We start from the raw sequence: 23,813 nt of genomic DNA, 5'->3' as shown, positions 1-23,813 counted from the left end.
ACCTTAGTAACAGTTTCTTAAAAGTAGTTATCCTACGCAATACTCTCCAAATCGGGTATTAACTCATTACTGCTTATCACTTTATCAACATCAACAAACTCACCTTTACCCATGGCGCCAAGATTATAGTCTGCAAACTCATGATATAAAGTGACCACATCACCCATAATCAATAGTGCAGGGGTTGGCAGTTTTGCTTCAGCTTGCTGATCAGCGATATCACTTAATGTGCCGATAAGTACTTGCTGCGTTGGCATACTGGCATGACTAATGATAGCAAAAGGCGTTTCGCTGTCGCGCCCCGCTGCTATCAACCCTTGTGTCATCTCATGCAAACGGTGCAAACCCATGTAAAACACAACTGTCTGGCTGCTGTCCATTAGCTCACTATAATCATTATTAGGCGCGCCATTTTTTTTGCAAGCAGTGACAAACTTGACCGATTGAGCATGGTCACGGTGCGTTAGTGGGATTCCTGCACGGCTAGCAGCGGCACTGGCGGCAGTAATACCTGGAATAGACTCAAAATGAATGCCATGACGCACCACTTCCTGCAGCTCTTCGCCGCCGCGCCCAAAAATAAAAGGGTCGCCACCTTTTAAGCGAACCACCATTTTACCTGCTAGCGCGTGTTTGACCAGTAGCTCGTTAATACTCTCTTGTGGTAATGCATGATTGGCGCGGCGCTTACCAACGAATATTTTTTCAGCCGTGCTCGCGCACATATCCAAAATATCCTCAGACACCAGACTGTCGTATAATACTACCTCTGCGCGCTGCATTACTCGCCACGCTTTTAAGGTTAATAGCTCAGGGTCACCAGATCCTGCGCCAATCAGATGCACAGTGCCTCTTTTGGTGCAAGTTTGCACGTTTTCTGCGCAGTGTTGATCCATTAGCTGATAGGTCTCATGCGTTGAGGTAGCGGCAGATATATTGGTCATGGTGGTGACTCCTGATAACAGCGTGAATACAGCAAAATGGGCAACCACAAGCAAAGTTGTCAATAAACCCCTACTCTAAAATGGCTGATTGTTCATAACACAATACTCAACCAGTAATTGCATATAAAAGGTTGCAAGCGACGTGCCACACGACTATCTAAGCTTGCGCCAACGGGGCGCATTCTGCGATTAATGCATTGATTTGCCCCACGCAAGAGCCACAATTGGTACCTGCTCGGCACTGCTTACCCACTGCCGTCGCACTAGTACAACCATGCTGTATGATAGCGTTGAGAATGATATTTTTTCCAACTGACATACATGAGCACACCAAAGGTCCTGGATCAACATAACCACTGGCAGGCCGCCCCGCGAGCAACCATTTATATCGTTGATTGACAGGTATTTGGCTAGTATCCGTAAAGCAGCTATCGAGCCAGCGGACACTCGGTAATTGCTTTTGCGTTGGGGCAACATAAATAGCCATAATCAGTTGTGTACTGGGCCTCTCATCATCAGATGACCCACTATTTATGGCAGCGTTATTTGAGTCTGTCTCAGGCGCAGATTGCGTCACAATAAAACGCAATTGATTCTGTACATTATCGACCGTAAACGCCGTATGCACGACACCCTCTTGAGAGTTTGGCTGTGATAATGATTGCATAGACGCTATAAACTGCTGCCAAAACTCGGGGCACGCTAAGGTACTACTAGCCTCCACCATCGGGCTAGCGAGATTGATCAAGACGCTGTTATTTTGATGACTCAAGCTCCAAGTGAGTGCAGGTAATGCCTCTGGCAAAATATTATTTGAGCGTGCTTCGCATTTTGTTTCAGACAATTCTTTCTCTGACGCTTGGGCAGAAAAATTGGCCAAAATAGTACGTAATTGCACTATAACGGCGTCTTGCCACTCAGGATGCACCAAAATCTTGCCAAATGATTGCATAGGAACGGACGTGACACTGATCGCCGAATTTTTGAGCTCTGGCTGCCCTGAATGCGGATCGACTACTGTTGGAATAAGGGGACCTACACGAGCGAAGCTAGCAAAAGCATTGCTCCAATGCATAGGCATAAACGCATCACCAACGCGCAACGTATCGCTAATGGCAACTTGCGCCAGTACAGTACTTGCGGGCTCGTTGCCATCCCTAGCCGTACTCATCGCGGTATCACTTATTATGCCGTTACTGGTCACGCCGTTCTCATAACTTTCATACTTTCCGTAGTTTTCAAACCTACGATGCAGTTGCACAAAGTCATTGTCTTGGACACCCAGTTGCCGTGCCTCATTAGGATGTATGGTCAGTGTGGGTATTGGCTGATGTTGGTTCAACTGCGGTGCAAGGCCAGTGCGAGTCATGGTATGCCATTGATCGCGAAGCCTGCCCGTAATCAGGCGTAAATGAACCACTTGATTTTCAGGTTGAGTATCATGCTCAAACTCGTGTTTAGAGGGTGGTCGATTCTCACCAATCAGTTGGGGTTTTTGCCTTCTTTGACGTCGATGCACATTGGCCGTACTCGCTTCATCAGAGGGTGTAATAGCGATTGCTAAAGGTTTTATCTTATCAGTCATAGAGATACGCGTGCCACCCCATTGAAACGGTAACATCTCTTCGTATGCTTGCTGACTGAGTGCGATTGGCTGATATGTTTGATTGCCATTCTGATTAATATGCTGGCTAATATGTTGGTGAACAGGTTTATCGGCTGGCATCTCATCTGTCATTAAAGCAGACAAGTCTTTGCTAAGGTTCAGATAACGAGGGTAATTCTTATTAGAGTGAGATGTTCTGTGGCTATGCGTATTACCATAAGCCGTCAATGCCACATGCTCATTAAATATCTCGCTAGGATGTTGGTAATCAAATCCCTTTAACCCCATGCGTGTGGCAACTTGAGACAGTATCCACCAATCTGGTTTGGCAATCCCTGCTGCAGGCATTAATGTCCGCTGCCGAGAGATGCGCCGTTCAGAATTGGTGACCGTTCCAGATTTTTCGCCCCACCCCTGAGCAGGTAATACAATGTCAGCACACTTCACCGTGTCACTGTCTACCGAGCAGTCAGAGACAATCACCAAATCACATTCAGCAAGCGCTTGGCGAAAATTATCTGCATCTGGCAAACTGACCACAGGGTTGGTGGCCATAATCCAAACGGCCTTGATACGACCATCCAATATGGCAGCGGCAGCATCGCAGGCTTTGACACCCACGTTTGGAGAGATAGCCTGATGCGACTGCCAAAAGTCTGCCACGAGCTGCCGGTGATCATCATTGTCTAGTTCTAAATGCGCCGCCAACAGATTAGCAAGGGCGCCTACTTCTCGTCCGCCCATTGCATTAGGCTGTCCAGTGAGTGAAAACGGACTAGCCCCTACTTTGCCCACACGCCCTGTGTACAAATGGGTATTGATGATGGCATTGACCTTATCGGTTCCGCTTTGTGATTGATTAACGCCCATACTAAAGGCAGTGACTGTTTTATCAGTGGCGGCAACGCATTCATAGAACTGGCGGATACTGTCCGCAGACACTTGGCAGGCGCTGGCGACTTCATTGATACTCCATGCTTTGGCCGCATTAATCGCATCATCAACTCCCAAGCTTTGGTTAACATATTCATCATCTTGGCAACCCTGCTGATCTAGGTAATGCAGCAACCCATTATATAAATGTGTATCCGTACCCGCAGTAATTGGTAAATGCAAATCGGCAAATTCACAAGATTCCGTACGGCGCGGGTCTATTACAATCAGTTTTTTATTAGGATTGGCTTTTTTGGCTGCTAAAAATCGACCAAACAAAATAGGATGGCACCATGCCATATTGGAGCCTACCAGTACCAATAAATCACAAGCTTCCAAATCCTCGTAATTACCCGGCACAAGGTCTGCACCAAACGCACGTTTGTGCCCAGTTACTGCGGATGACATACACAGCCGAGAGTTGGAGTCGATGTTATTATTACCAATAAACCCTTTTATAAATTTGTTGGCGACGTAATAGTCTTCAGTCAGCAATTGACCTGAGACATAAAACATAATGCTGTCTCGCCCGTGTTTGGCGATAGTGTCATTTAAACGACTGGCCACGTCATCTAAAACGGTGTCCCAGTCTGTCTGATTTATAAGTTGCTTGTCAGATACGTCTTTAGCCTTCAAATTCTTACCCAATTGCATAGGCTGATGCTGTTGCATGACTACGTGCTTATTTTGATAATATGGCTCGGTCAAGCGGCGCGCAGTGCCCAGTGTTTGCGCCAATGCACTCCCTTTGGAGCACAATTTGCCAAAGTTAGCAGGATGATCAGGATCTCCTTTGACGCTCAGCACCTCTGTCTCATTTACGCTCGCTAAAACACCGCATCCCACTCCGCAATAAGGGCACGTCGTGCGGATAGTAGTGATAGAGCTATCAATCGAGCTATTAATCAAATCGCCATCAGATGACAACGGTGGTTTTTTGATATTTTTGGCAGCACTTATATCATGTGTCTCAATGACTCGGCCTGTTGCTTTCTGCACGCTATTAGGCAGGTTGTTCGATTTATTAGCTGGCACTACTTTGCTAGCAGCAGATTCATTGGCGGTAGCGTCATTCATAATGCATCCTCTAACAGTTCGGCCGCTTTATGATGATCGACGTTCTTGTCTGTATCATTAAATTCTATGCCTACTTCCCTAGTTGGCGAATTGCTGGGCATTATTTCATCCAAATGACAATATGCCTCGCCAAATATGAGTGTGTCTTTGATGGACGTAATATCAACGTTATCTATAATTAACTGACTGTAAAAGCTGCCATCGCTGGTGTCCCCATAAAGTACAGCGCCAATGAGTTTGTTTTCTTTGAGGTACAGACAATGATAATGGTTTAAGTCAGGCTGACGGTATACCAGGGTCTCAACAGTATCAGCGGCTTCGTCATCAAAAGCGATTTGTCCTGCAGAAAATGCCGACATACCAGATACTTTTAATTTTAATGACAGCGGTTTACTCACAAAAGGAACCCAGTGATCTGGTACGGCAGCTTTATTGCCTATCATATTTATATCGTTTTCTATCAAGTCATCTTTTAAAACCGTGACCAATGTATCTACCTGCTGATTGACCGGCGCCACCATTCCAAATAGCTCGCCCTCTCGCTCTATACACTCTCCAATGGCATAAACATTGGGACAACTGGTGTGCATAAAATCATCGACCACAATACCGCGATTAACCTCAATCCTGCTTTGCTTAGCAAGCGATGTATTGGGTATCACACCCACTGCCATCACGATAAAATCAGCTGCTAGCGTACGCCCGTCCTTTAAAGACAATCCGCATACTTCTCCTGCATCATTCATCTCGATGGCCTCAGTATGGGCAGAAACCGCGAGACCAACCCCTCGGCGCATGAGCTCGGCTTGCAAAAGCTCGGCAGCTGGCAGATCTAATTGACGATTGAGTACATAACCGTCCATATGAATGACCGTCATGCTCGCGCCCTGTGCCGCTAACGCGCAGGCAGCCTCTAATCCCAGTACGCCACCGCCAATCACCAACCCCGTTTTTCCTTGGCGGGCATAGTCCATCAGAGCGGTCACATCGGCAAGGTCTCGAAACACATGCACGCCTTTAGCCGTGTGATTGGGGAACGGAATGACTCGGGCAGTTGACCCTGTAGCCATTACTAACTTAACATAGTTGAGTGTTTGCCCATCATCCAATTCAATACACTGGCACTTAGTATCTATTGTCTCTACTGCAACCCCAGCCAGCACGGTAATACCCAGCTGCTCATACTCTGAGTTGTCATATAAATAAGTATCTTCAAACGCTGTGTCGCCAGCCAATACTGGTGACAGCATAATGCGGTTATAGCCCACTTGCGGCTCTTTACTGATTAACGTAATTGGCAAACGGGCGGTGTCATCATTTGATTGCGTGCGAGCAAGCTCAATGGCAAAACGACTGCCTGCCATGCCCGCTCCGATAATAACGATGCCAGCGTTTTTTTGATGGTCTGATGCTAAGGCGTGAGTGTTGGTATGAGTATCTACCCTAGTGGCGGCTTGCGATATAGATAACGACATAAACAGTAAGTCCCTTAGCCGCGCGGAGCAGCATTGAATGCAAAACAGCGTGTCATGAAAAGTATGCCAACAACAATAAAATGATGACAAACTCTATGAAGCAAATGCCATGCCATACCAGTATAGGGTTACGCTTAATGAGTGGTTCTGGGTCGCGGCTGTGCGCCTTATTATCGGGGTTAAAATCCTGTAAAAACTCGCCAATGGCTTGATAGCGCGCGTTAGTATTGACATGCAGCGCACGCATGAGTGCCTGTTGGCTGGCGTCAGGTACATTCTGCTGCCGTAGCGGCTGCGCGGGCATCATTAGTGTTTGGTTTGGCATCATTAGTGTTTGGGTATTAAATGGCAATTGTCCCGTCAGCAATTCATAGCCAATCACTGCAATTGAGAACAAGTCAGAATGCACACCTTTTGGTGCATCGGTGTAATATTCTGGTGCAGCATAGTGCAAATCACCATTTGGTGGTCGAGTGCTGTCTTTTAAGATAGAGGAGCTGGCGGAACCAAAATCAATCAGTTTGACCGCGCCTGATTTGGTCAAAAGAATATTTTCAGGTTTGATGTCTTGATGCAACAGATAGTTGCGATGCATGACTCGAACTGCCATGCCAATTTTGGTGAGTAAATCAAAGGTTTGCCACACATCACAAGGCGCATGACGATCCATAAAATCCCGTAAACTCTCGCCAGCGATATATTCAGTCAAATGATATAAGTAGGTGGTACTTGCTGGTACTGGATAGTAACGCAGCAGCCCCGACTCACTGAGCCCAGAACCCACGTTATGACCACTATTGTTGGATGCAGGATTGACAGGCAATCGATTGGGATCAGCTTGATTGTAAGCCGACTCGCCCGCGCGGCGATGTTTTGATAGGCTCAAACCAATTTTACGTTCTTTTAAAAAATCACGCAGATAGTGACCATCGGCAACAGAGTCTAAACTGGGTGATTTTAAAACAAAGTCATGGTTGTATTCATCTTGTACCCAGTATACGTGACTGCGAGCAGTACGAGCAATGATACCAATCACAGTAAAACCATCAATATGATCGCCTATCTGTAAATCGGTTGGCAGCTGGTAGCGATTCACATCATGTATGACCGTATCCAGATTATCAAAGTCAATGCCATTTAAATGACCAATACCCTTTGAGCCATTGATAGAAGTAAAATGGGCTGAGCGTGTGTTCATACTCAGCATAACCATGCTTAGATTGTCATGACTACCTGCACTAAAGGCTTGCTCGCATACGGCTTGACTGGTGTTAAGTCCTAGCGGTAATTTGTGCGTGGTGGCCATCAACTGAAATATATCAGTCGCACTGCTGCACAGCTCAAATTGTAACTCTGTGGGCTCTATATGCTCATAAACCCCATCTGTCATAATGGCCAAACACTCGTTTTGATGGAGGGTAAATACCGATTGTTGTAGCTCTAACTGGCTATCTGCGCCGATAGCTGCAGCAAGCGCTCCCTTGTCTTGGCCGCGGTGCACGCGATGATCTTTGCTCAATACTGTCAGACAATCTACCCCAACGCGGTATATTCGAGAGTCGCCTGTATGAAACAGGTGAATACGGTCACCGATACAGAGCAAGCCTGATAACGTAGACAACAACGGCGGCACCCGTTGATACGATTGAGGAAAATATAGAATATCGTTGGCTTTGTTGACTGCTGTTTTGATGATAGTAGCGACTTGATCATCATCAAAACTGATGGATGACGTCTCATCTTGTGATTGTGCCAGTGCAGTCAACCCTAATGTGATTTTGTGGGCAATGGTATTCACTACCAGTCGACTTGCCTGTTTTGGAAACTGACAAGCACTGACCCCATCTGCCATGAGCACCAGTAACGGTGCTGATAATGGCAGGTGAGATACTGCATGAGGCATTGGGCGATTAGCACTAGATGATTCTGCATCTGAATATTGATGGGGCAAGCAGGTGGTGATAAGTAAGCTGTCTTGGTTTTCCGTCTTGCGACCTGCCATGGTGAAAAAATCAAGCCACCATAATGCAGTGCTATCATCAATATCCTTACTGTCACCAGTTTCATCAATAGCGTGGCTATCAATGCTCTGGCTGACATTATTGGCAACAAACTGACCTGAGCCTATTAGAGATGACGGATTGCCTGTATTAAAATGAACCGCCATCTCATCAGCGTTTTGGTACATATCACCATCCGCATTTTGACTATTGTTTCTATTGGCGTGTGCTATCGTCATCTGTCTTCACCCCGTACTATCTATGACTCACTTGTATTTCGGCAAATGTACCATCTGGCATTTCTTCAATAATGATGCCTTCTGGCTCTTTTAAGAAAAACAATGCAAAGAATCCAGCCACTGCTGTCGCGGCAATTACAAAGAAAAACACCTGATAAGACACCAGACTCAGCACCGTTAAATACACGACTGATCCAACATTGCCATACGCACCTGTCATCCCTGCAAACTGCCCTGTCATGCTGCGTTTGATCAGAGGAATCACCGCAAAAACAGCCCCCTCACCTGCCTGTACAAAGAATGAGCAAAACATCGTAATTAATAGCGCCAATGCAAGTGGCCACGTTGAGTCAAGGAATCCCATCAACAGATACCCGATGGCCAAACCAGCTGTCAAAATCAACAAAGTTATTTTGCGACCAAACTTATCACTGAGCCAACCGCCGCCTGGGCGTGACATGAGGTTCATAAAGGCATAGCTCGATGCCAATACCCCTGCCATCACAATCGATAAACTAAAAGTTTCTTGATAAAACAAAGGTAGCATCGACACGACGGCAAGCTCTGAGCCGAACGTGGCAAAATACAAAATATTTAAGATACCTACTTGCTTAAAATCATAACGATGCGCCACTGGTACAGGCGTGGTGAAGACCTCTTTGTTAAAACGGTAGCTACTGATGAATTCGTAAACATACAATATCGCAAGGCCAATATAGACCATGGTGACACTAGACTGGCTCAATAAGCTCACACCATCAGGTGATAGTTTCCATGCCAATAATGCCAATGCCAAATACATAGGCAGTTTAAAAACCATCATTAACCAAAAATCACCTGATGATGTCACCATCATGGCACCTGATTTTTTGGGTTTAAAATAAGTCGCGCCTTTAGGTGTGTTACGCGCCATCTTATAAAAAATGATGCTATAAAGCGCCATCACGACCCCTGATGTAGCTGTTGCATAACGCCACCCTTCATCACCGCCGAATACTGCTGCGGCACCAATCGCTATAGTTGGTAATAACAATGCAGCTGCTGCCGAACCAAAATTACCCCAACCCCCATAAATACCCTCAGCTGTACCCAATTCATTGGTTGGAAACCAATCACTCATCAAACGAATACCCACCACAAAACCTGCACCCACAAAACCCAGTAAAAACCGAGACAGCGCCAAGGTGTTGTAATCCTGCGCGAACGCAAAGGTAAAACAAGGAATAGCACCAATGGCTAAAATAGCGGTATAAACAATACGAGGGCCAAAACGGTCTGTCAGCATCCCGATAATCACGCGAGCAGGAATGGTCAATGCCACGTTTAAAATGAGTAACGTTTTGATTTGATCTTTATTCAGATTGAGTGTTTCTCCAATCGCTGATAGAAATGGTGCATGGTTGAACCATACAAAAAAGGTAAGGAAAAATGCCATCCAACCTAAATGAAGAATTTTATTTTTACCCGTAAATGACAAAACATTAAGCTTGTCTTTACTAGGCGCAACGGGGGCTGATGATGACATAGGCAACTTCCTCAAATGATTAACTTCAGGGTTCTGACAACGTACTAAATGTACTAAGTGTTCAAAAAATGCAGTATTCAAAAATGATAAGTAGCGATGTTTCAGGCGGTGCAATGGTTATGCCAGTTATTTGTGTACGCTGCCAAATCTATATAAAGACCAACGCTTATTGAGTCTCTAGGCGCCTTTACTGGCGGGTCTATAACCATCATCACACCTGACGCTTATGCTAATAAAGCATTAACACAGCAGGTTTAAAACATTTCATCAGCCTCCCTTATAAACAGCAATAACATCCAACTTGGGGCACCGCAGTGTCTATTTTGGTGCATTAATTTTTGATATCGCTGTCGTTAACAATCGTGTTCACCCTGATTTTTGGCAAGTAATGGTAATAATCATGCTCACGCAAAAACCTTTGTACATAAGCGACTGCTCCCGATACGACATACCTTTATATCTAATAGCAACGCGCAAAAACCCAGCTAATCAAAGTGCCATGGCATGATTATTGAATGCTCTGTAATAGTAGGTATTAAATGCTGTTTATCAGCTGTTGTTGAGGGACGGAGCCGTTTATAGCGTGATAAAAAAATAAACGATGACCGTACCCAACCAGCCCCATTACTAAGGACAGACGCATGAGTAGCACTGCATTGAGCACAGAAAGTAAAGGCAATTTGGTGGTGATTGGCAACGGTATGGTCGGTCATCACTTTATTGAACGAGCAATTGAGCAAGGGTTACACCAGCAATTTGACATTCATGTATTTGCTGAAGAAGACCGCCCTGCTTATGACCGTGTTTATTTGTCGAGCTATTTTGAACATAAAGATGCCAGTAAGCTGAACCTAGTAGATTTAACAGCCTATGAATTATCAAAAGTTAATTTGCATTTGAATCAATGCATTGTAGATATCGATTCGGCCAGTCAGCGTATTACTACTGAGGCAGGCGAGATTATTGAGTACTCTGAGTTGGTACTAGCGACGGGCTCATACCCTTTTGTGCCACCCATCCCAGGCCGTGAGCATCCGCATTGCCACGTATACCGTACCATTGCGGATTTAGATGAGATTCTAGCGATTGCTGAGCTGCCCACTGTCAAAAAAGGCGTGGTGGTTGGTGGTGGTCTACTGGGACTTGAGGCCGCAAAAGCGCTCGTTACGCTAGGGCTGGATACCTATGTGGTCGAGTTTGCGCCGCAATTGATGGGCGTTCAGCTCGATGCAGCTGGCGGTGAGATTTTAAAGCGAAAAATAGAAGCACTTGGTGTCAAAGTGCTGACGGGGAAAAACACCAAAGAGATTCTGTCTAATACTGCACCCAACTCTGATGACACCAGCGGTGATGATCAACATTTAACCATGCAGTTTACAGATGGCACCTCTCTAACGACTGATATGATTGTATTTAGCGCTGGTATTAGACCGCAGGATGGCCTCATTAAAAACAACCCCGAATGCGGTATCGAAATGGGCGGGCGTGGTGGCATCTTGATCAATGAGCAATGTCGCACCAATGCTGATCATGTTTATGCCGTTGGAGAGTGCGCAGTATGGGACAACAAAGTATTTGGTCTGGTGGCTCCCGGCTACAACATGGCTAGTATCTGTGCTGCGCAAATTGCTGGTGATAGCAAGCAGATATTTACGGGTGCTGACATGAGCACCAAGTTAAAACTGATGGGTGTTGATGTGGGTAGTATTGGCGACGCACATGGTACGAGTGACGGCAGCTTGAGCTACCTGTATCAAAACCCTGCTGAGGGGATTTATAAAAAACTGGTCACCACACCGGATAACAAACGCTTGCTTGGTGCTGTATTGGTAGGCGACACCGAAGACTATAACAACCTATTGCAATTGTATTTAAATGACATTGACCTACCCGCACACCCAGAAAGCCTGATATTACCCAATGTCGAAAAACCCGTGATGGGCATCGACAATCTGCCAGATACCGCCACGATCTGCTCTTGTTATAACGTGACCAAAGGTGCTATCTGCTTGGCCGTCGAAAACGGCGCATACTCCGTTAGCGATGTAAAAACCGTGACCAGTGCCGGTAGTGGCTGTGGTGGCTGCGCACCTATGGTCAAAGATACGGTCAGCTATCAACTCACCGCCATGGGTTTTGAAGTAAACAATGACTTGTGTGAGCACTTTGCTTACTCTCGTCAGGATTTATATAGCCTGATTCGCGTGCACGGTATCAAAACCTTTGATGAATTACTGACTGAACATGGTAGCGGCCATGGTTGTGAGATATGTAAACCGACAGTCGCCTCTATTTTGGCATCGTGCTGGAATGACTACGTACTCAAAACCGAGCTGACACCACTACAGGACAGTAACGATTACTACTTAGGTAATATCCAAAAAGACGGCACTTATTCCGTCGTACCGCGTGTGCCGGGCGGTGAAATTACTGCAGACAAGCTCATCGTACTGGGTCAAGTGGCGAAGCAGTTTAATTTGTACACCAAAATCACTGGTGGGATGCGGGTCGATCTGTTTGGCGCACGCATGGAGCAATTGCCTGATATTTGGACGCAACTGGTGCAAGCAGGCTTTGAGACTGGTCATGCCTATGGTAAATCTTTACGTACCGTGAAATCTTGTATCGGTAACAACTGGTGCCGCTACGGCGTCGATGACAGTATTGGCCTCGCCTTGAGATTAGAAGATCGTTATAAAGGCGTGCGCTCACCGCATAAAATCAAGATGGGTGTGTCAGGCTGTATGCGCGAATGTGCGGAAGCACAAAGTAAAGACTTTGGCATGATTGCGACTGAAAATGGCTGGAATCTATTTGTCTGCGGTAATGGTGGTATCACCCCACGTCATGGCGAGCTGTTCGCCACCGATCTCGATACCGAAACCATGGTCAAATACATCGACCGCATCATTATGTTCTATATCAAAACAGCGGACAAGCTACAGCGCACCTCAAAGTGGCGTGAAAGCTTAGATGGCGGGCTTGATTATCTAAAAGCCGTCATTATCGAAGACAGTTTGGGCATAGCAGATGAGCTCGAAGCACAAATGCAATTATTGGTCGACAATTACGTGTGTGAGTGGGCAGCAACGATTAACGACACCGAAAAACTCAAACGTTTCCGTCATTTTGTAAACAGTGAGAAAGGCGATGATAATGTCGTTTTCGTGACTGATCGTGAGCAGATTCGCCCAGCGACTGATGCGGAAAAAGCAACCATCAACCTGGTTGAACTGGCTTAGCCAATGATGAGTACCTTGTTTGTTATCACAAAAAGCAAGGTGCTGTTTTTTCCACTCATGTTTTTAGACTCAAGTTTTACGACTCATTTTTCTCAAATCATGTTTTGCAACTTGCAGCTTGTCACTCACAATTTATCACTCATACAGAGCAATATTATCATCACTAAGGATACCGCCTCATGAACCAACAGACTATTTGTACACTTGACGATATCATTCCTGAAACTGGTGTGTGTGCACTGATAGATGGCAAACAAATTGCTATTTTTCGCACCAAGCAAAACGATTTATTTGCTCTTGATAACTACGATCCATTCAGTCAAGCCAATGTATTGTCTCGGGGTCTGATTGGTGGCACCACGATTACAGATGATACAGGAACAGCAAAAGAAGTACTTTATGTGGCTTCACCCATCTATAAACAGCGCTTTAATCTTGCTACTGGCCAATGTCTAGATGACGACAGTATTGTGCTCAATACCTATAAATTTGAACTTGACGGAAATAATGTAGTGGCAAAATATATCAAATAAGAGATAACATCTCTTATTTGATATATTGTTAATAACTGCTCTATCAACCTAAAACAACCTTTGATTCTGAGATTCAAAGGTTGTTTTATTTTTGACAATTACGCTGAAACACTGTGATCTATGCTTTTTAGAATACTTACCCAAACTGAAAAGCAGACAATTGCGTTTTTAGCACTTGCTGGGAGTAAGTCTTTTGGCCTTTATCACGTCCTGCTGCACCCACCGCTATCATAAGCGGTAACAAATGCTCCTCTGCCCCTAACGGATGTGAGTCAAGCGCGTGAGGCGCATTTTTCCAATTGGCCAATGCCGCAAGTCGTTTATCCGAATCTGCTAATTCCACAGTATTCGTTAGCCATTCATCAAAACGCTCTGATGGTTCAGTAAAACTAGTATCACCATAACCACGCATATTATGAAAGCTCATGCCGCTACCGACGATTAGCACACCCTCTGTACGCAGTGATGCCAGTGCTTGACCAGCAGCTAAATGCGCCTTCGGGTCTAAATCATGACGCAAAGATAGCTGCACCACTGGAATATCTGCCTCAGGGAACATTAGCTTAAGCGGTATAAATACGCCATGATCAAAACCGCGCTCCGCATCTTGTTTATTACCTACCCTTGCCTTTGTCAGTAGACTACTGACTTGCTCTGCCAATGCTGGCGCGCCTGAGGCTGGATAAGTCAAACTATAAGTATGTTCAGGAAAGCCATAATAATCATAAATGAGATCAGGTTGCTTGCCAGCGGTGATACTAAATTCAGCCGTCTGCCAATGCGCACTAATGATTAAGATAGCCTTTGGTCGCTCAGGTAAACGAGTAGAAATGCCCTTTAAAAACGTTGCCATCTCATACCACGTATCCGCTGGTTGCCAATCCATAAAAAAACAAGGCCCTGCACCATGCGGTATAAACAGTACAGGCTGGCTGACTGGCTCATTAGATAAAAGTGTTGTCATGGCTTTCCCCTTGTTGCTTGTCTTAAATGGCTATTTTCAAATGGCTTTATTCACTAATAATTGAATAATCCCATTTACAATTATAAAACCTAGTCTAATTTTTCTGATAATACTTTATCCATACTGAAGGAACCGCCACCTTGGATGGCTAAAGCAAGCGAAGCCACCATCAATATCAACGCGTATTCGTAACCACCATTATCAGCAAACAATCCGTTGCTGATATGGACAGAAAAAATAGCCACCAACATGGTAAAGGCGGCGGCCAAAGCCGCTGGTCTGGTTAGCAAACCTAACACCAAAGCTAGACCACCAAAGAACTCAGCACCGCCTGCGAGTATCGCCATTAAGTAGCCAGGCTCCATACCCATACTGCTTAACCATTGAGCCGTACCTGCTAGCCCATTACCACCGAACCAGCCAAATAATTTTTGGGCGCCATGAGCAGCTAAAATTAAGCCAACGGGTACCCGAAGCACTAAGGCCGCCACTCCAGCTTTTGATGTCAAAATAGTATCTAATAGTGATGATTTCATTGATGCTTACTCCATAACGTATGATTAGAATAAATAGTGTCGAAAATGATATAGGCACACTTTACTATCAACGCTATAAAAGAGTAAGATCAGTTATATTGAATAATTATCAACATAATGTTTATAATAGATTTGATATCGAGAGAATTATAGGGACAGATATGGATAGAATCGATGCCATGCGTGCTTTTGTCGCGGTAGTGACAGAAGGCAGCTTTAGTAAAGCGGCTATTACGGTGCAGCTCTCGCCGCAGCTAGTAAGCAAGTATGTAGCAAAGCTAGAGGAGGAACTACATACTCGCCTGCTCAACCGTACTACACGCAAAGTCAGCCTGACAGAAGCTGGCAGTCAATACTTTACGCACGCGCAGCAGATTTTATTGAGTATTGATGAGATGGCATCGCAGTTAGGCGGCTTACAGCAGCATCCCAAAGGCGTCCTGCGAATCAGTGCGCCCGTGTCCTTTGCCTTAAAGCATATGGCAAAACTCATCACTGATTTTCAGGCGCGCTATCCGTCAGTGACCGTTGATTTGCAGTTGAGTGATCGAAAAGTAGATATCGTCGAAGAAGGCTTTGATATTGCCCTGCGTATCGGACAGCTCCAAAGCTCATCGCTAAGCAAATCGCACCTATTCGTGTGGTTTTATGCGCATCGCCTGAGTATTTAAAAATCCACGGCGTGCCTAAGAAACTTGAAGATTTAGAAGCGCATCGCTATTTGCACTATAGCTATATGAATGTCGAAACTAAAGGTCAAATCTACAAATACCTAAAAACCAAACAATTCAAAGAACGTAGCGTTTTCCATAGTAATAATGGCGACGTACTCGTTGAAGCAGCTATTGCAGGCGGAGGATTGATATTACAGCCGACTTTTATTGCTAGCGAAGCATTAAGTACTGGCAAGTTGGTGGTAGTGTTGCCAGAATATGAACCTAACCCTTTATGGTTGTATGCAGTCTATGCTCATAGAAAACTACTACCTCATAAAGTTAGGTGCTTTATCGATTTTATGACCGACTACTATGGCACGCCGCCGTATTGGGATGAGAATATATAGCTCTAAACATAGAGACATAAAAAAACTACGATACATCATGTATCGTAGCTTTCGGTTCAAGCAAACTTAAGCAAGCGCTGATTTAATAATCAGATCCAACCTTCTTCTAACAGGTGCTCAGTATTGCTGATTTTAAAATTATTGCATAAGTCATAGAATGCCATTGGGTCTTCAACATTATCGAGCAATTCTCTTTTATGCAGTGCCACAAATAACGCTAACGCATACGCTGCACTATGGATAGATTTTTTAGGATTAAAGGTAATATCAGTGAAGCCCTGATATTGAATCACTTCTTCATGCAGCTGAGGGTTTTGCTTGAGCGCATTCACATACAACCAATCATAAAATGTTGTTAACGGCTCTACGCCCCATTCCATACCAAAGTAGTTGTAACCAATGAGCTCGCCCGAGGTCATCAATCGCTCATCCTTTCTGGCTTGTCTTGGCGCTACTGTTAACAAATCTGTATAAGGACCACCATCTTCAAAAACCATACTGGCTTGAAAAGCATTTTCGACACTATATGGATTGCCATCATGCTCATCAGTAATCTTTAAGCTAAACGGACTTAGCGGAAAACTCAGCTTATTACCAGATTTGCTGGACAGCTCTAATACTTGCTTAAATCCATACTTTTTACGAATGACTTGCTGTAAGTCATTGATGGATTTTTTCTTTTGTCTGGTCGCAAATCCCACATGTCGCTCAAACATAACCATATCCGTTTTTACCAAATTGTCACTGTTGACTTTGGGCATGAATACGGGTCTTTGTTCTATCGTATTTGGTACTTCTTCCATAGTGATGTGCCTTAATATCAATGGTCTTGTATAAATATTTTGTGTTAACGGTGCTGAGATCACCTGCTGTTGACGGTGTACTCTGTCATTGCTAGCCGTGTTTATTATTGGTGTTTTATTCGCTAGCAGCCAAATACAGTGAATTGATCGAGAGTTATCGAACCCTATCAGCGCTCGCTGGGCAGTTTATCTTATTCTTAGTCATTTATCCTGCCCTATTTTAGAATTAATGCCGCCACACCTTCAACAATAAACCATAATTGAGCTATTTTGTATTCAACGCCAAATATAAGACGCTATTATAAATGAGCTTAAAAGTATTCAAAGAAATCTGCTTGACCTTACCATGATGTCAACCTATATGCTGTCGCTATAGATTTGAAAATAAGATTAAAATATAGTTAAAAACGACAGAGGTTGTTATGAAAACAAAAAATACTAAAGCCCATACTTATCAAGAAGTGCTGAGCATTGAAGGCATGAGTTGCGCCTCGTGTGTCGGGCGTATCGAAAAACCATTAAAAAATATTGAACATTTTGAAAACACCGAGGTAAACCTTGCCACTAAACAGGCGACTGTTTATTCCTCTCAGCCTGTAGATGTTGCCCAGTTAAACAAAGCAGTAGAGCGTGCAGGCTATAAGGTGACTGAAACCAAGCCTATCGAGCTATCTATAGAAGGCATGAGCTGTGCTTCTTGCGTTGGACGAGTAGAAAAAGCCTTGGCCAAAGTCACTGGTGTGCAACAAGCTACTGTAAACCTTGCGACTGAACGCGCTTGGATTAAAGGCGCTGTGCAAATACAGACTAATGACTTAATTGAGGCCGTTAAAAAAGCGGGCTACGAGGCCAAACTGGTAGAACAAGACCAAAGTGATCGACAAGATAAAAAAGCCTCAGAGCAAAATCAGCTTAAACGAGATTTAGGACTTTCTGCGCTGTTGTCACTGCCCGTATTCATTCTAGCAATGGGCTCGCATATGATTCCAGCCTTTCATATGTGGGTAGTGAATAACCTCGGCACTCAGCAAAGTTGGCTAATACAGTTTGTTTTGACCACATTGGTACTACTCTTTCCAGGCCGACGCTTTTATCAAAAAGGCGTGCCAGCCTTATTGCGTTTTGCGCCAGATATGAATTCGCTAGTGGCGATTGGTACTATCGCAGCGTATGGCTTTTCTCTAATAGCGACCTTTATCCCGCAAGCGCTACCTGAAGGCACGGTGCACGTCTATTACGAAGCCGCTGCCATGATTGTGAGCTTGATATTATTAGGCCGTTATTTTGAAGCAAAGGCCAAAGGACGTACTTCTGGGGCCATTCAGCATTTAGTGGGCATGCAGGCAAAAACCGCCCGTGTACAGCAAGATGGCAAGGTCATTGAAGTCCCTGTAGAAAACGTCACTGCAAAAATGATCGTTGAGATTCGTCCAGGCGAGCGTGTACCTATCGATGGCGAAGTCGTTGACGGCCATAGTTATATTGACGAATCTATGATTACTGGTGAACCTGTCCCTGTGAAAAAACAAGCAGGCGATCAAGTGGTCGGCGGTACTATCAATCAAAACGGTACCGTGAATATTCGAGCAACGGCCATCGGTGAAGATTCTGTATTAGCGCAAATCATTCGTATGGTAGAACAAGCCCAAGGCTCTAAATTACCGATTCAAGCATTGGTGGATAAAGTCACCATGTGGTTTGTACCAGCGGTGATGTTTTTATCAGCATTAACCTTTATAGTTTGGTTGATTGTTGGCCCTGACCCTGCCTTGACCTTTGGCTTAATCAATGCGGTTGCCGTGCTCATTGTGGCTTGCCCCTGTGCAATGGGATTGGCCACTCCCACCTCTATTATGGTCGGTACGGGTCGCGGTGCAGAATTGGGTGTATTATTCCGTAAAGGTGAAGCGCTACAAATGCTTCAGGATGTGAGCGTGGTTGCCGTTGATAAAACAGGCACATTGACTGAAGGCAAACCTACCCTAACGGATTTCCAAGTCCAACAAGGGTTTGAGAAAGAACAAGTCTTACGTGTGGTGGCATCGGTTGAAGCAAAGTCTGAGCATCCCATTGCCTTAGCCATTGTACAAGCTGCGGAGCAACAGAATATTCAACTGCTCCCTATCACTGACTTTGAGGCGATGACAGGTTTGGGTATTCAAGCAAACGTGGCAGGCCAAGTGGCTCACATTGGCGCAGATCGTTATATGCAACAATTGGGGCTTGATGTTGCGCCTTTTGAACAAGGTGCGCTACGTTTGGGGCAAGAAGGTAAAACCCCACTCTATGTATCGATTGACCAGCAGTTGGCCGCTATCATCGCCGTTGCAGATCCTATTAAAGAGACGACTCATGCCGCCATCGCCGCACTACATCAGTTAGGCTTAAAAGTGGCCATGATTACAGGCGATAATCGCCATACCGCCCAAGCGATTGCCGCAACATTAAATATCGATCAGGTAGTAGCAGAAGTATTACCCGAAGGCAAAGTGGATGCAGTACGCCAGTTGCAAGAACAATATGGCCAAGTGGCATTTGTTGGTGACGGTATCAATGATGCCCCTGCATTGGCTCAATCCGATGTTGGATTGGCCATTGGTACAGGCACAGACGTGGCGATTGATGCGGCTGAAGTGGTGCTAATGTCAGGTAGCCTGCAAGGTGTGCCTACTGCGATTGCCTTGAGTAAAGCCACCATCAGTAATATCAGACAAAATCTGGCTTGGGCATTTATTTATAATGTTGCTTTGATTCCGATTGCCGCAGGTGTCTTGTATCCAGCATTTGGTATCCTGCTCTCACCCATTTTTGCGGCAGGCGCAATGGCGCTATCTTCCGTTTTTGTCTTAGGTAATGCGTTACGCCTCAAGTACTTTAAAGTATAGTCAGCGAACTACTAAACCGCTACAGAGTGAATGTAGAATCGTAAAGGATATCCCTATAGGGTTTAAATACACAGATTATTTAAACCCTTTTGTTATTTAAGTCCCTTTTTAAGTTAGGGTGATAAATATGAATATTGGTCAAGCATCAAAGCAATCAGGCATCTCTACCAAAATGATTCGCTACTATGAGCAGATTGGCTTGCTAGAAACAGTAAATCGCTCGAACTCAGGTTATCGCTTGTATTCTAAAGACGATATTGACGACTTATACTTTTTAAGACATTCTCGTGACTTGGGGTTCTCATCCAAGCAAATGAAGGAGTTACTGTATTTGCGCAAAAATGCCAACCGTCAGAGTGCAGATGTTAAGCAGTTGACACAAGAGCATATCGAAACGTTAAACCAAAAAATCGCCCAATTGCAGGAGATGGTCAATTCGCTACAGAATTCTTTTGATCATTGTGCAGGCGATGATAATGCAGACTGCGCTATTCTGGATGATCTTGGGCAGAGTAAATAGCTTATATTAGATGCACGAAATACATGATGAGTCTAATACAAATACTCAGCACATAAAAAACCCTTTAAGCGACAGATGATGCTTAAAGGGTTTATATTTTGATTTAACCAAAACTACGTTAACTGTCTTTAACTACGGGCTAACTCAAAAATAGGCTGTCCGTATTCAACGTTCTGGCCACTTTCAACCGAAACTGCCGTGACCACACCTTCTTTATTACTAATCACTGGCTGCAAACGGGTCAACTCATCAATGAAGCAAATGGTCTGACCTTTTTGAATATGGTCGCCTTCTTTGACCAAGTTGTCTGTTGCATCGTCTTCACTTAAGTATACCTGCCCTACATAGGTGGCACCTACTTGCAAGACATCACTACCCTGCTGTTCAGGCTCATGAGTAGTCGTGGCCTCTATAGGGTTAGCGCTCACATTATTCTGCGTACCTAGATTATTAACCACTCTAATAGACTGCCCGTTGTCTGCAATCGTGACTTCGTGCAGCTGACTGCTTTCAACCAGTTTGACCACACGTGCTATTTGCTCTATATCCATAATACATTCCTTAACTTAATTTTTTAACTCATGCCCAGATATTTAGCAATGGTCATGACACTTAGGATACTCATCACGATGGCGATTAACCAACCAAATGCCGCAATCCAAATCGGATGCTTATAATTGCCAACGATATTTTTTCTGTAGGCGGCAATCAGAACGATGACCATGGCGATAGGTAGCACTAAGCCATTTAACGTACCAACCAATACCAATACTTGAGCCGGTTTACCGATAGTGGCAAACACCAACGTTGAGATAACGATGAAACCAATAATGAAGTAGCGTTTATAAGTCTCAATGAACGGATGAAAGTTGGTCATAAAAGACACAGAAGTATAAGCAGCACCAATCACCGAGGTCACAGACGCCGCCCAAATCACCATACCAAAAATAACTTTACCCGCATTTCCTAGAATGTACTGAAACGGCGACATGGCTGGGTTGGCGGGATCCAATGCAAAGCCTTGAGATACCACGCCTAATACGGCAAGGAATAAAAATACGCGAATCACAGAGGCAATCAAAATACCAGAGACCGAGCTTCTGGTCACTGATTTTAAATTCTCTTCGCCGCTGACGCCTGCTTCCAATAAGCGATGCGCACCTGAGAAAGTAATATAACCGCCAACCGTACCGCCAACTAGCGTCACGATAGCCACCGCATCAATTTTGTCAGGCATGATCGTTTTGCTGACGGCTTCTGCTAATGGTGGATCAGATTTGAAGACCACATAAATGACCAATACAATCAGGATAAAGCCCATTAACTGAGCGAATTTATCCATCATAGGCCCAGTTTCTCGGCCTAAAAATATGGCGACGGCAATCACACCACTGATTAAGGCGCCTGTGATGGGCGACATGTTGAACATGGACTGCATGCCAAGTCCGGCACCGCCAATATTACCAATATTAAAAGCCAGACCACCCGCAATGATTAAGAACGAGAGCAAGTAACCGACACCAGGGAACACCAAGTTGGCGATTTCCTGTGCACGTTTTTTGGAGACCGCGACTACTCGCCAAACGTTAAGCTGGACGCCAATATCCATAACAATAGATATTAAGATAACAAAGCCGAAACTTGCCATTAGGCTTTCGGTGAATGTGGCCGTTTGGGTCAAAAATCCTGGTCCTACTGCCGATGTAGCCATCAGGAAGGCCGCGCCTAAAATGGCGGTATTATGTTTTTTTATGGTGCTCATAAACATCCTTGTTCTATATGGGATTATTTAATCAAATGATTAGGAAACGGATATTTAGTGGGCAGATATAGTGATACCTTTGAGTTCCAGTTGTTTCTTTATTTCTTGTGCAAATAAAATAGCGTGCTCACCATCCCCATGTAAGCAGATGCTTTGTGCCTCTACGGGTACGGTTTGACCGCAGACACTGGTGACGGTCCCTTCAGTGACCATTTGTAATACATGTTTAACGGCCTCGTCTGTGTCGGTGATTAAGGCATTGTCTTTAGTGCGGGAGACTAATGAGCCGTCTTTTTCATAGTTCCTATCGGCAAACACTTCTGATATCGAGGCTAAACCCTGTTTTTTGGCTGCTTTAACCAGATAACCACCAGACAGACCCATGACTTTTAGATTTGGATCAAATCGTTTGATTTCACTCACCAAGATATCTGATAAGTCTTCATCAATGGCGGCTTGGTTGTACAACGCACCATGCGGTTTTACATAGTCCAAAGTCACGCCGACCAAGTCACAGAGCGCTTTAGTCGCGCCCAATTGATATACCAATAACGCACGATAATCGGCTTCACTTAACGGCTCATGAATACGACCAAAGTTTTCTCTATCGTTTAGACCAGGATGCGCGCCTACGCTCACGTTGTTTTCTTTTGCCAATTGCAACGTGGCTAGCATCTCGCTGTAAGAACCAGCATGAAGACCGCAGCAGACATTCGCTGAGCTGACTATCGTCAATAACTTATCGTCTTGCCCGCAGCCTTCAGCCACATCAGCATTTAAATCAATTTTCATTGGCATACTCCTTTATTTGATCGATGTAATATTGTCTTTTCTGTTGTTCACGCAGCGCCTGCTCTAACGACACAACGACGAACTGACAGGCTTTGCCAAATCTAATCTGTGCCATCAGACCTATGTCTGCTTGAATCACAGTTGCGATTTTAGGGTAGCCACCCGTCGTCTGCCCATCTGCCATTAACACAATCGGTTGTCCTTGTGGTGGCACCTGAATCATGCCAATATCAACACCATGTGAGCTCATTTCTACAGGCTTACTAAACTCAAGCGCTGTAGCTCCCTCCAAACGGTAACCCATACGGTTGCTACTGCTTTGTAGTTTCCATGGCTGGGTCTCAAACGCTTGTTTAGACGACTCAGTGAAGCAATCATACTCACTGCTTTTTATCACTCGAATAACCTCGGTTGGGGCAAGGCGAGCTACCCCAATCACAGGTAGGCTGGATTCAGTTTTTACCGTTAAGCTGTCATCGGCTTCTAAATATCTACCCTCAAATCCGCCAAACCCTGCTTTGAGATTGGTGCTGACTGACTGCAACACTGGCTCGATATCAAAGCCGCCATGCACACATAGATAGGTATACATACCTTGTAGCGGACGCAAAAGTTTGAGCGTCTGCCCAGCTGTTGCATTGATACGCCAATAACAAGGAATGCGTTTGTCATCTAGATAGGCCTCGTATAAAGCACCTGTTAAGCAAAAGCTGACGTTTTCTTCAAACTGTATGGTTAGCTCACCGAGCGCTATTTCAATAGCGGGTTCGTTGGCCTCGTTTTTTATCAAAGCGTTGCCGGCTTGTAGCGCCCAGTTGTCCATCACGCCATTTCTACCCACACCCATACTGCGGTAACCCAGTCGTCCCGAATCTTGAATACTGGCAAGGGCACTTGCGGTTAAAATTTTCATT

General features: G+C 44.8%; 16 protein-coding genes and 1 pseudogene. 5 read left to right on the top strand and 12 right to left on the bottom strand.

Translation table 11 applies throughout. The annotated features are described in order from the left end of the window. Positions 1–32: 32 nt before the first annotated feature. The 5 genes from cobA to CXF60_RS02530 form a co-directional block, all read right to left on the bottom strand. Entirely contained in the window at positions 33–944 is a 912-nt protein-coding gene (gene cobA / locus CXF60_RS02550) for a uroporphyrinogen-III C-methyltransferase (protein ID WP_102090653.1), read from the bottom strand. Between the two features lie 157 nt (positions 945–1,101). After that, positions 1,102–4,560: a nitrate reductase gene (locus tag CXF60_RS02545; RefSeq protein ID WP_102090652.1), complete on the bottom strand. Its 3,459-nt coding sequence runs from the start codon at positions 4,558–4,560 to the stop codon at positions 1,102–1,104. Then, a complete protein-coding gene (locus CXF60_RS02540) occupies positions 4,557–6,035 on the bottom strand; it encodes an NAD(P)/FAD-dependent oxidoreductase (protein ID WP_102090651.1) in 1,479 nt (492 codons plus the stop codon). Before CXF60_RS02540 ends, CXF60_RS02545 begins: the two co-directional genes overlap by 4 nt. A 52-nt stretch (positions 6,036–6,087) precedes the next feature. Further along, positions 6,088–8,274 carry a bifunctional protein-serine/threonine kinase/phosphatase gene (locus tag CXF60_RS02535; protein ID WP_323807173.1) on the bottom strand — a complete coding sequence of 729 codons (2,187 nt, stop codon included), beginning with the start codon at positions 8,272–8,274 and terminating at the stop codon, positions 6,088–6,090. A gap of 16 nt (positions 8,275–8,290) precedes the next feature. Continuing rightward, entirely contained in the window at positions 8,291–9,799 is a 1,509-nt protein-coding gene (locus CXF60_RS02530) for a NarK family nitrate/nitrite MFS transporter (protein ID WP_102090650.1), read from the bottom strand. A 641-nt stretch (positions 9,800–10,440) separates the two neighbouring features. Here CXF60_RS02530 and nirB point away from each other — a divergent pair. Together nirB and nirD are read left to right on the top strand one after the other, a co-directional pair. Continuing rightward, positions 10,441–13,041, top strand: coding sequence for a nitrite reductase large subunit NirB (gene nirB, locus CXF60_RS02525; RefSeq protein ID WP_102090649.1), 2,601 nt, complete (start codon positions 10,441–10,443; stop codon positions 13,039–13,041). A gap of 179 nt (positions 13,042–13,220) precedes the next feature. Continuing rightward, positions 13,221–13,574, top strand: coding sequence for a nitrite reductase small subunit NirD (gene nirD / locus CXF60_RS02520; RefSeq protein ID WP_102090648.1), 354 nt, complete (start codon positions 13,221–13,223; stop codon positions 13,572–13,574). Between the two features lie 136 nt (positions 13,575–13,710). On the opposite strand, the gene CXF60_RS02515 is transcribed toward nirD, so the two are convergent. Together CXF60_RS02515 and CXF60_RS02510 are read right to left on the bottom strand one after the other, a co-directional pair. Further along, positions 13,711–14,538 (bottom strand): DODA-type extradiol aromatic ring-opening family dioxygenase, encoded by an 828-nt coding sequence (locus CXF60_RS02515; protein WP_102090647.1) that lies wholly within the window; start codon positions 14,536–14,538, stop codon positions 13,711–13,713. Positions 14,539–14,627: 89 nt separating this feature from the next. Beyond that, the gene (locus CXF60_RS02510) at positions 14,628–15,074 is read right to left on the bottom strand and encodes a DoxX family protein (RefSeq protein ID WP_102090646.1); all 447 of its coding nucleotides are present in this window, start codon (positions 15,072–15,074) and stop codon (positions 14,628–14,630) included. Between the two features lie 20 nt (positions 15,075–15,094). On the opposite strand from CXF60_RS02510, the pseudogene CXF60_RS14705 reads away from it, so the two are divergent. Next, a pseudogene (locus CXF60_RS14705) lies at positions 15,095–16,137 on the top strand (LysR substrate-binding domain-containing protein). An 89-nt stretch (positions 16,138–16,226) separates the two neighbouring features. Here CXF60_RS14705 and CXF60_RS02500 read toward each other — a convergent pair. Then, positions 16,227–16,940: a DarT1-associated NADAR antitoxin family protein gene (locus CXF60_RS02500; protein WP_102090645.1), complete on the bottom strand. Its 714-nt coding sequence runs from the start codon at positions 16,938–16,940 to the stop codon at positions 16,227–16,229. Positions 16,941–17,362: 422 nt separating this feature from the next. On the opposite strand from CXF60_RS02500, the gene CXF60_RS02495 reads away from it, so the two are divergent. Then, positions 17,363–19,825, top strand: coding sequence for a heavy metal translocating P-type ATPase (locus tag CXF60_RS02495; protein WP_102090644.1), 2,463 nt, complete (start codon positions 17,363–17,365; stop codon positions 19,823–19,825). Between the two features lie 127 nt (positions 19,826–19,952). After that, the gene (cueR, locus tag CXF60_RS02490) at positions 19,953–20,345 is read left to right on the top strand and encodes a Cu(I)-responsive transcriptional regulator (RefSeq protein WP_102090643.1); all 393 of its coding nucleotides are present in this window, start codon (positions 19,953–19,955) and stop codon (positions 20,343–20,345) included. Between the two features lie 128 nt (positions 20,346–20,473). Here cueR and CXF60_RS02485 read toward each other — a convergent pair whose 3' ends face one another. Genes CXF60_RS02485 through CXF60_RS02470 form a run of 4 tightly spaced genes read right to left on the bottom strand, consistent with a single transcriptional unit; the run spans position 20,474 to position 23,812 of the window. Continuing rightward, entirely contained in the window at positions 20,474–20,896 is a 423-nt protein-coding gene (locus CXF60_RS02485) for an acetyl-CoA carboxylase biotin carboxyl carrier protein (RefSeq protein ID WP_102090642.1), read from the bottom strand. Between the two features lie 23 nt (positions 20,897–20,919). Next, entirely contained in the window at positions 20,920–22,107 is a 1,188-nt protein-coding gene (locus CXF60_RS02480; protein WP_102090641.1) for an NRAMP family divalent metal transporter, read from the bottom strand. A gap of 54 nt (positions 22,108–22,161) precedes the next feature. Then, the gene (pxpA, locus tag CXF60_RS02475) at positions 22,162–22,899 is read right to left on the bottom strand and encodes a 5-oxoprolinase subunit PxpA (RefSeq protein ID WP_102090640.1); all 738 of its coding nucleotides are present in this window, start codon (positions 22,897–22,899) and stop codon (positions 22,162–22,164) included. Continuing rightward, positions 22,889–23,812, bottom strand: coding sequence for a 5-oxoprolinase subunit C family protein (locus CXF60_RS02470; protein WP_102090639.1), 924 nt, complete (start codon positions 23,810–23,812; stop codon positions 22,889–22,891). Before CXF60_RS02470 ends, pxpA begins: the two co-directional genes overlap by 11 nt. Position 23,813: the final 1 nt, after the last annotated feature.

It is taken from the genome of Psychrobacter sp. 4Bb (assembly GCF_002836735.1).
Classification (GTDB): Bacteria; Pseudomonadota; Gammaproteobacteria; order Pseudomonadales; family Moraxellaceae; genus Psychrobacter.
Note: the sequence above shows the minus strand (reverse complement) of the source record. Positions and strands in the feature narration are given on the sequence as shown.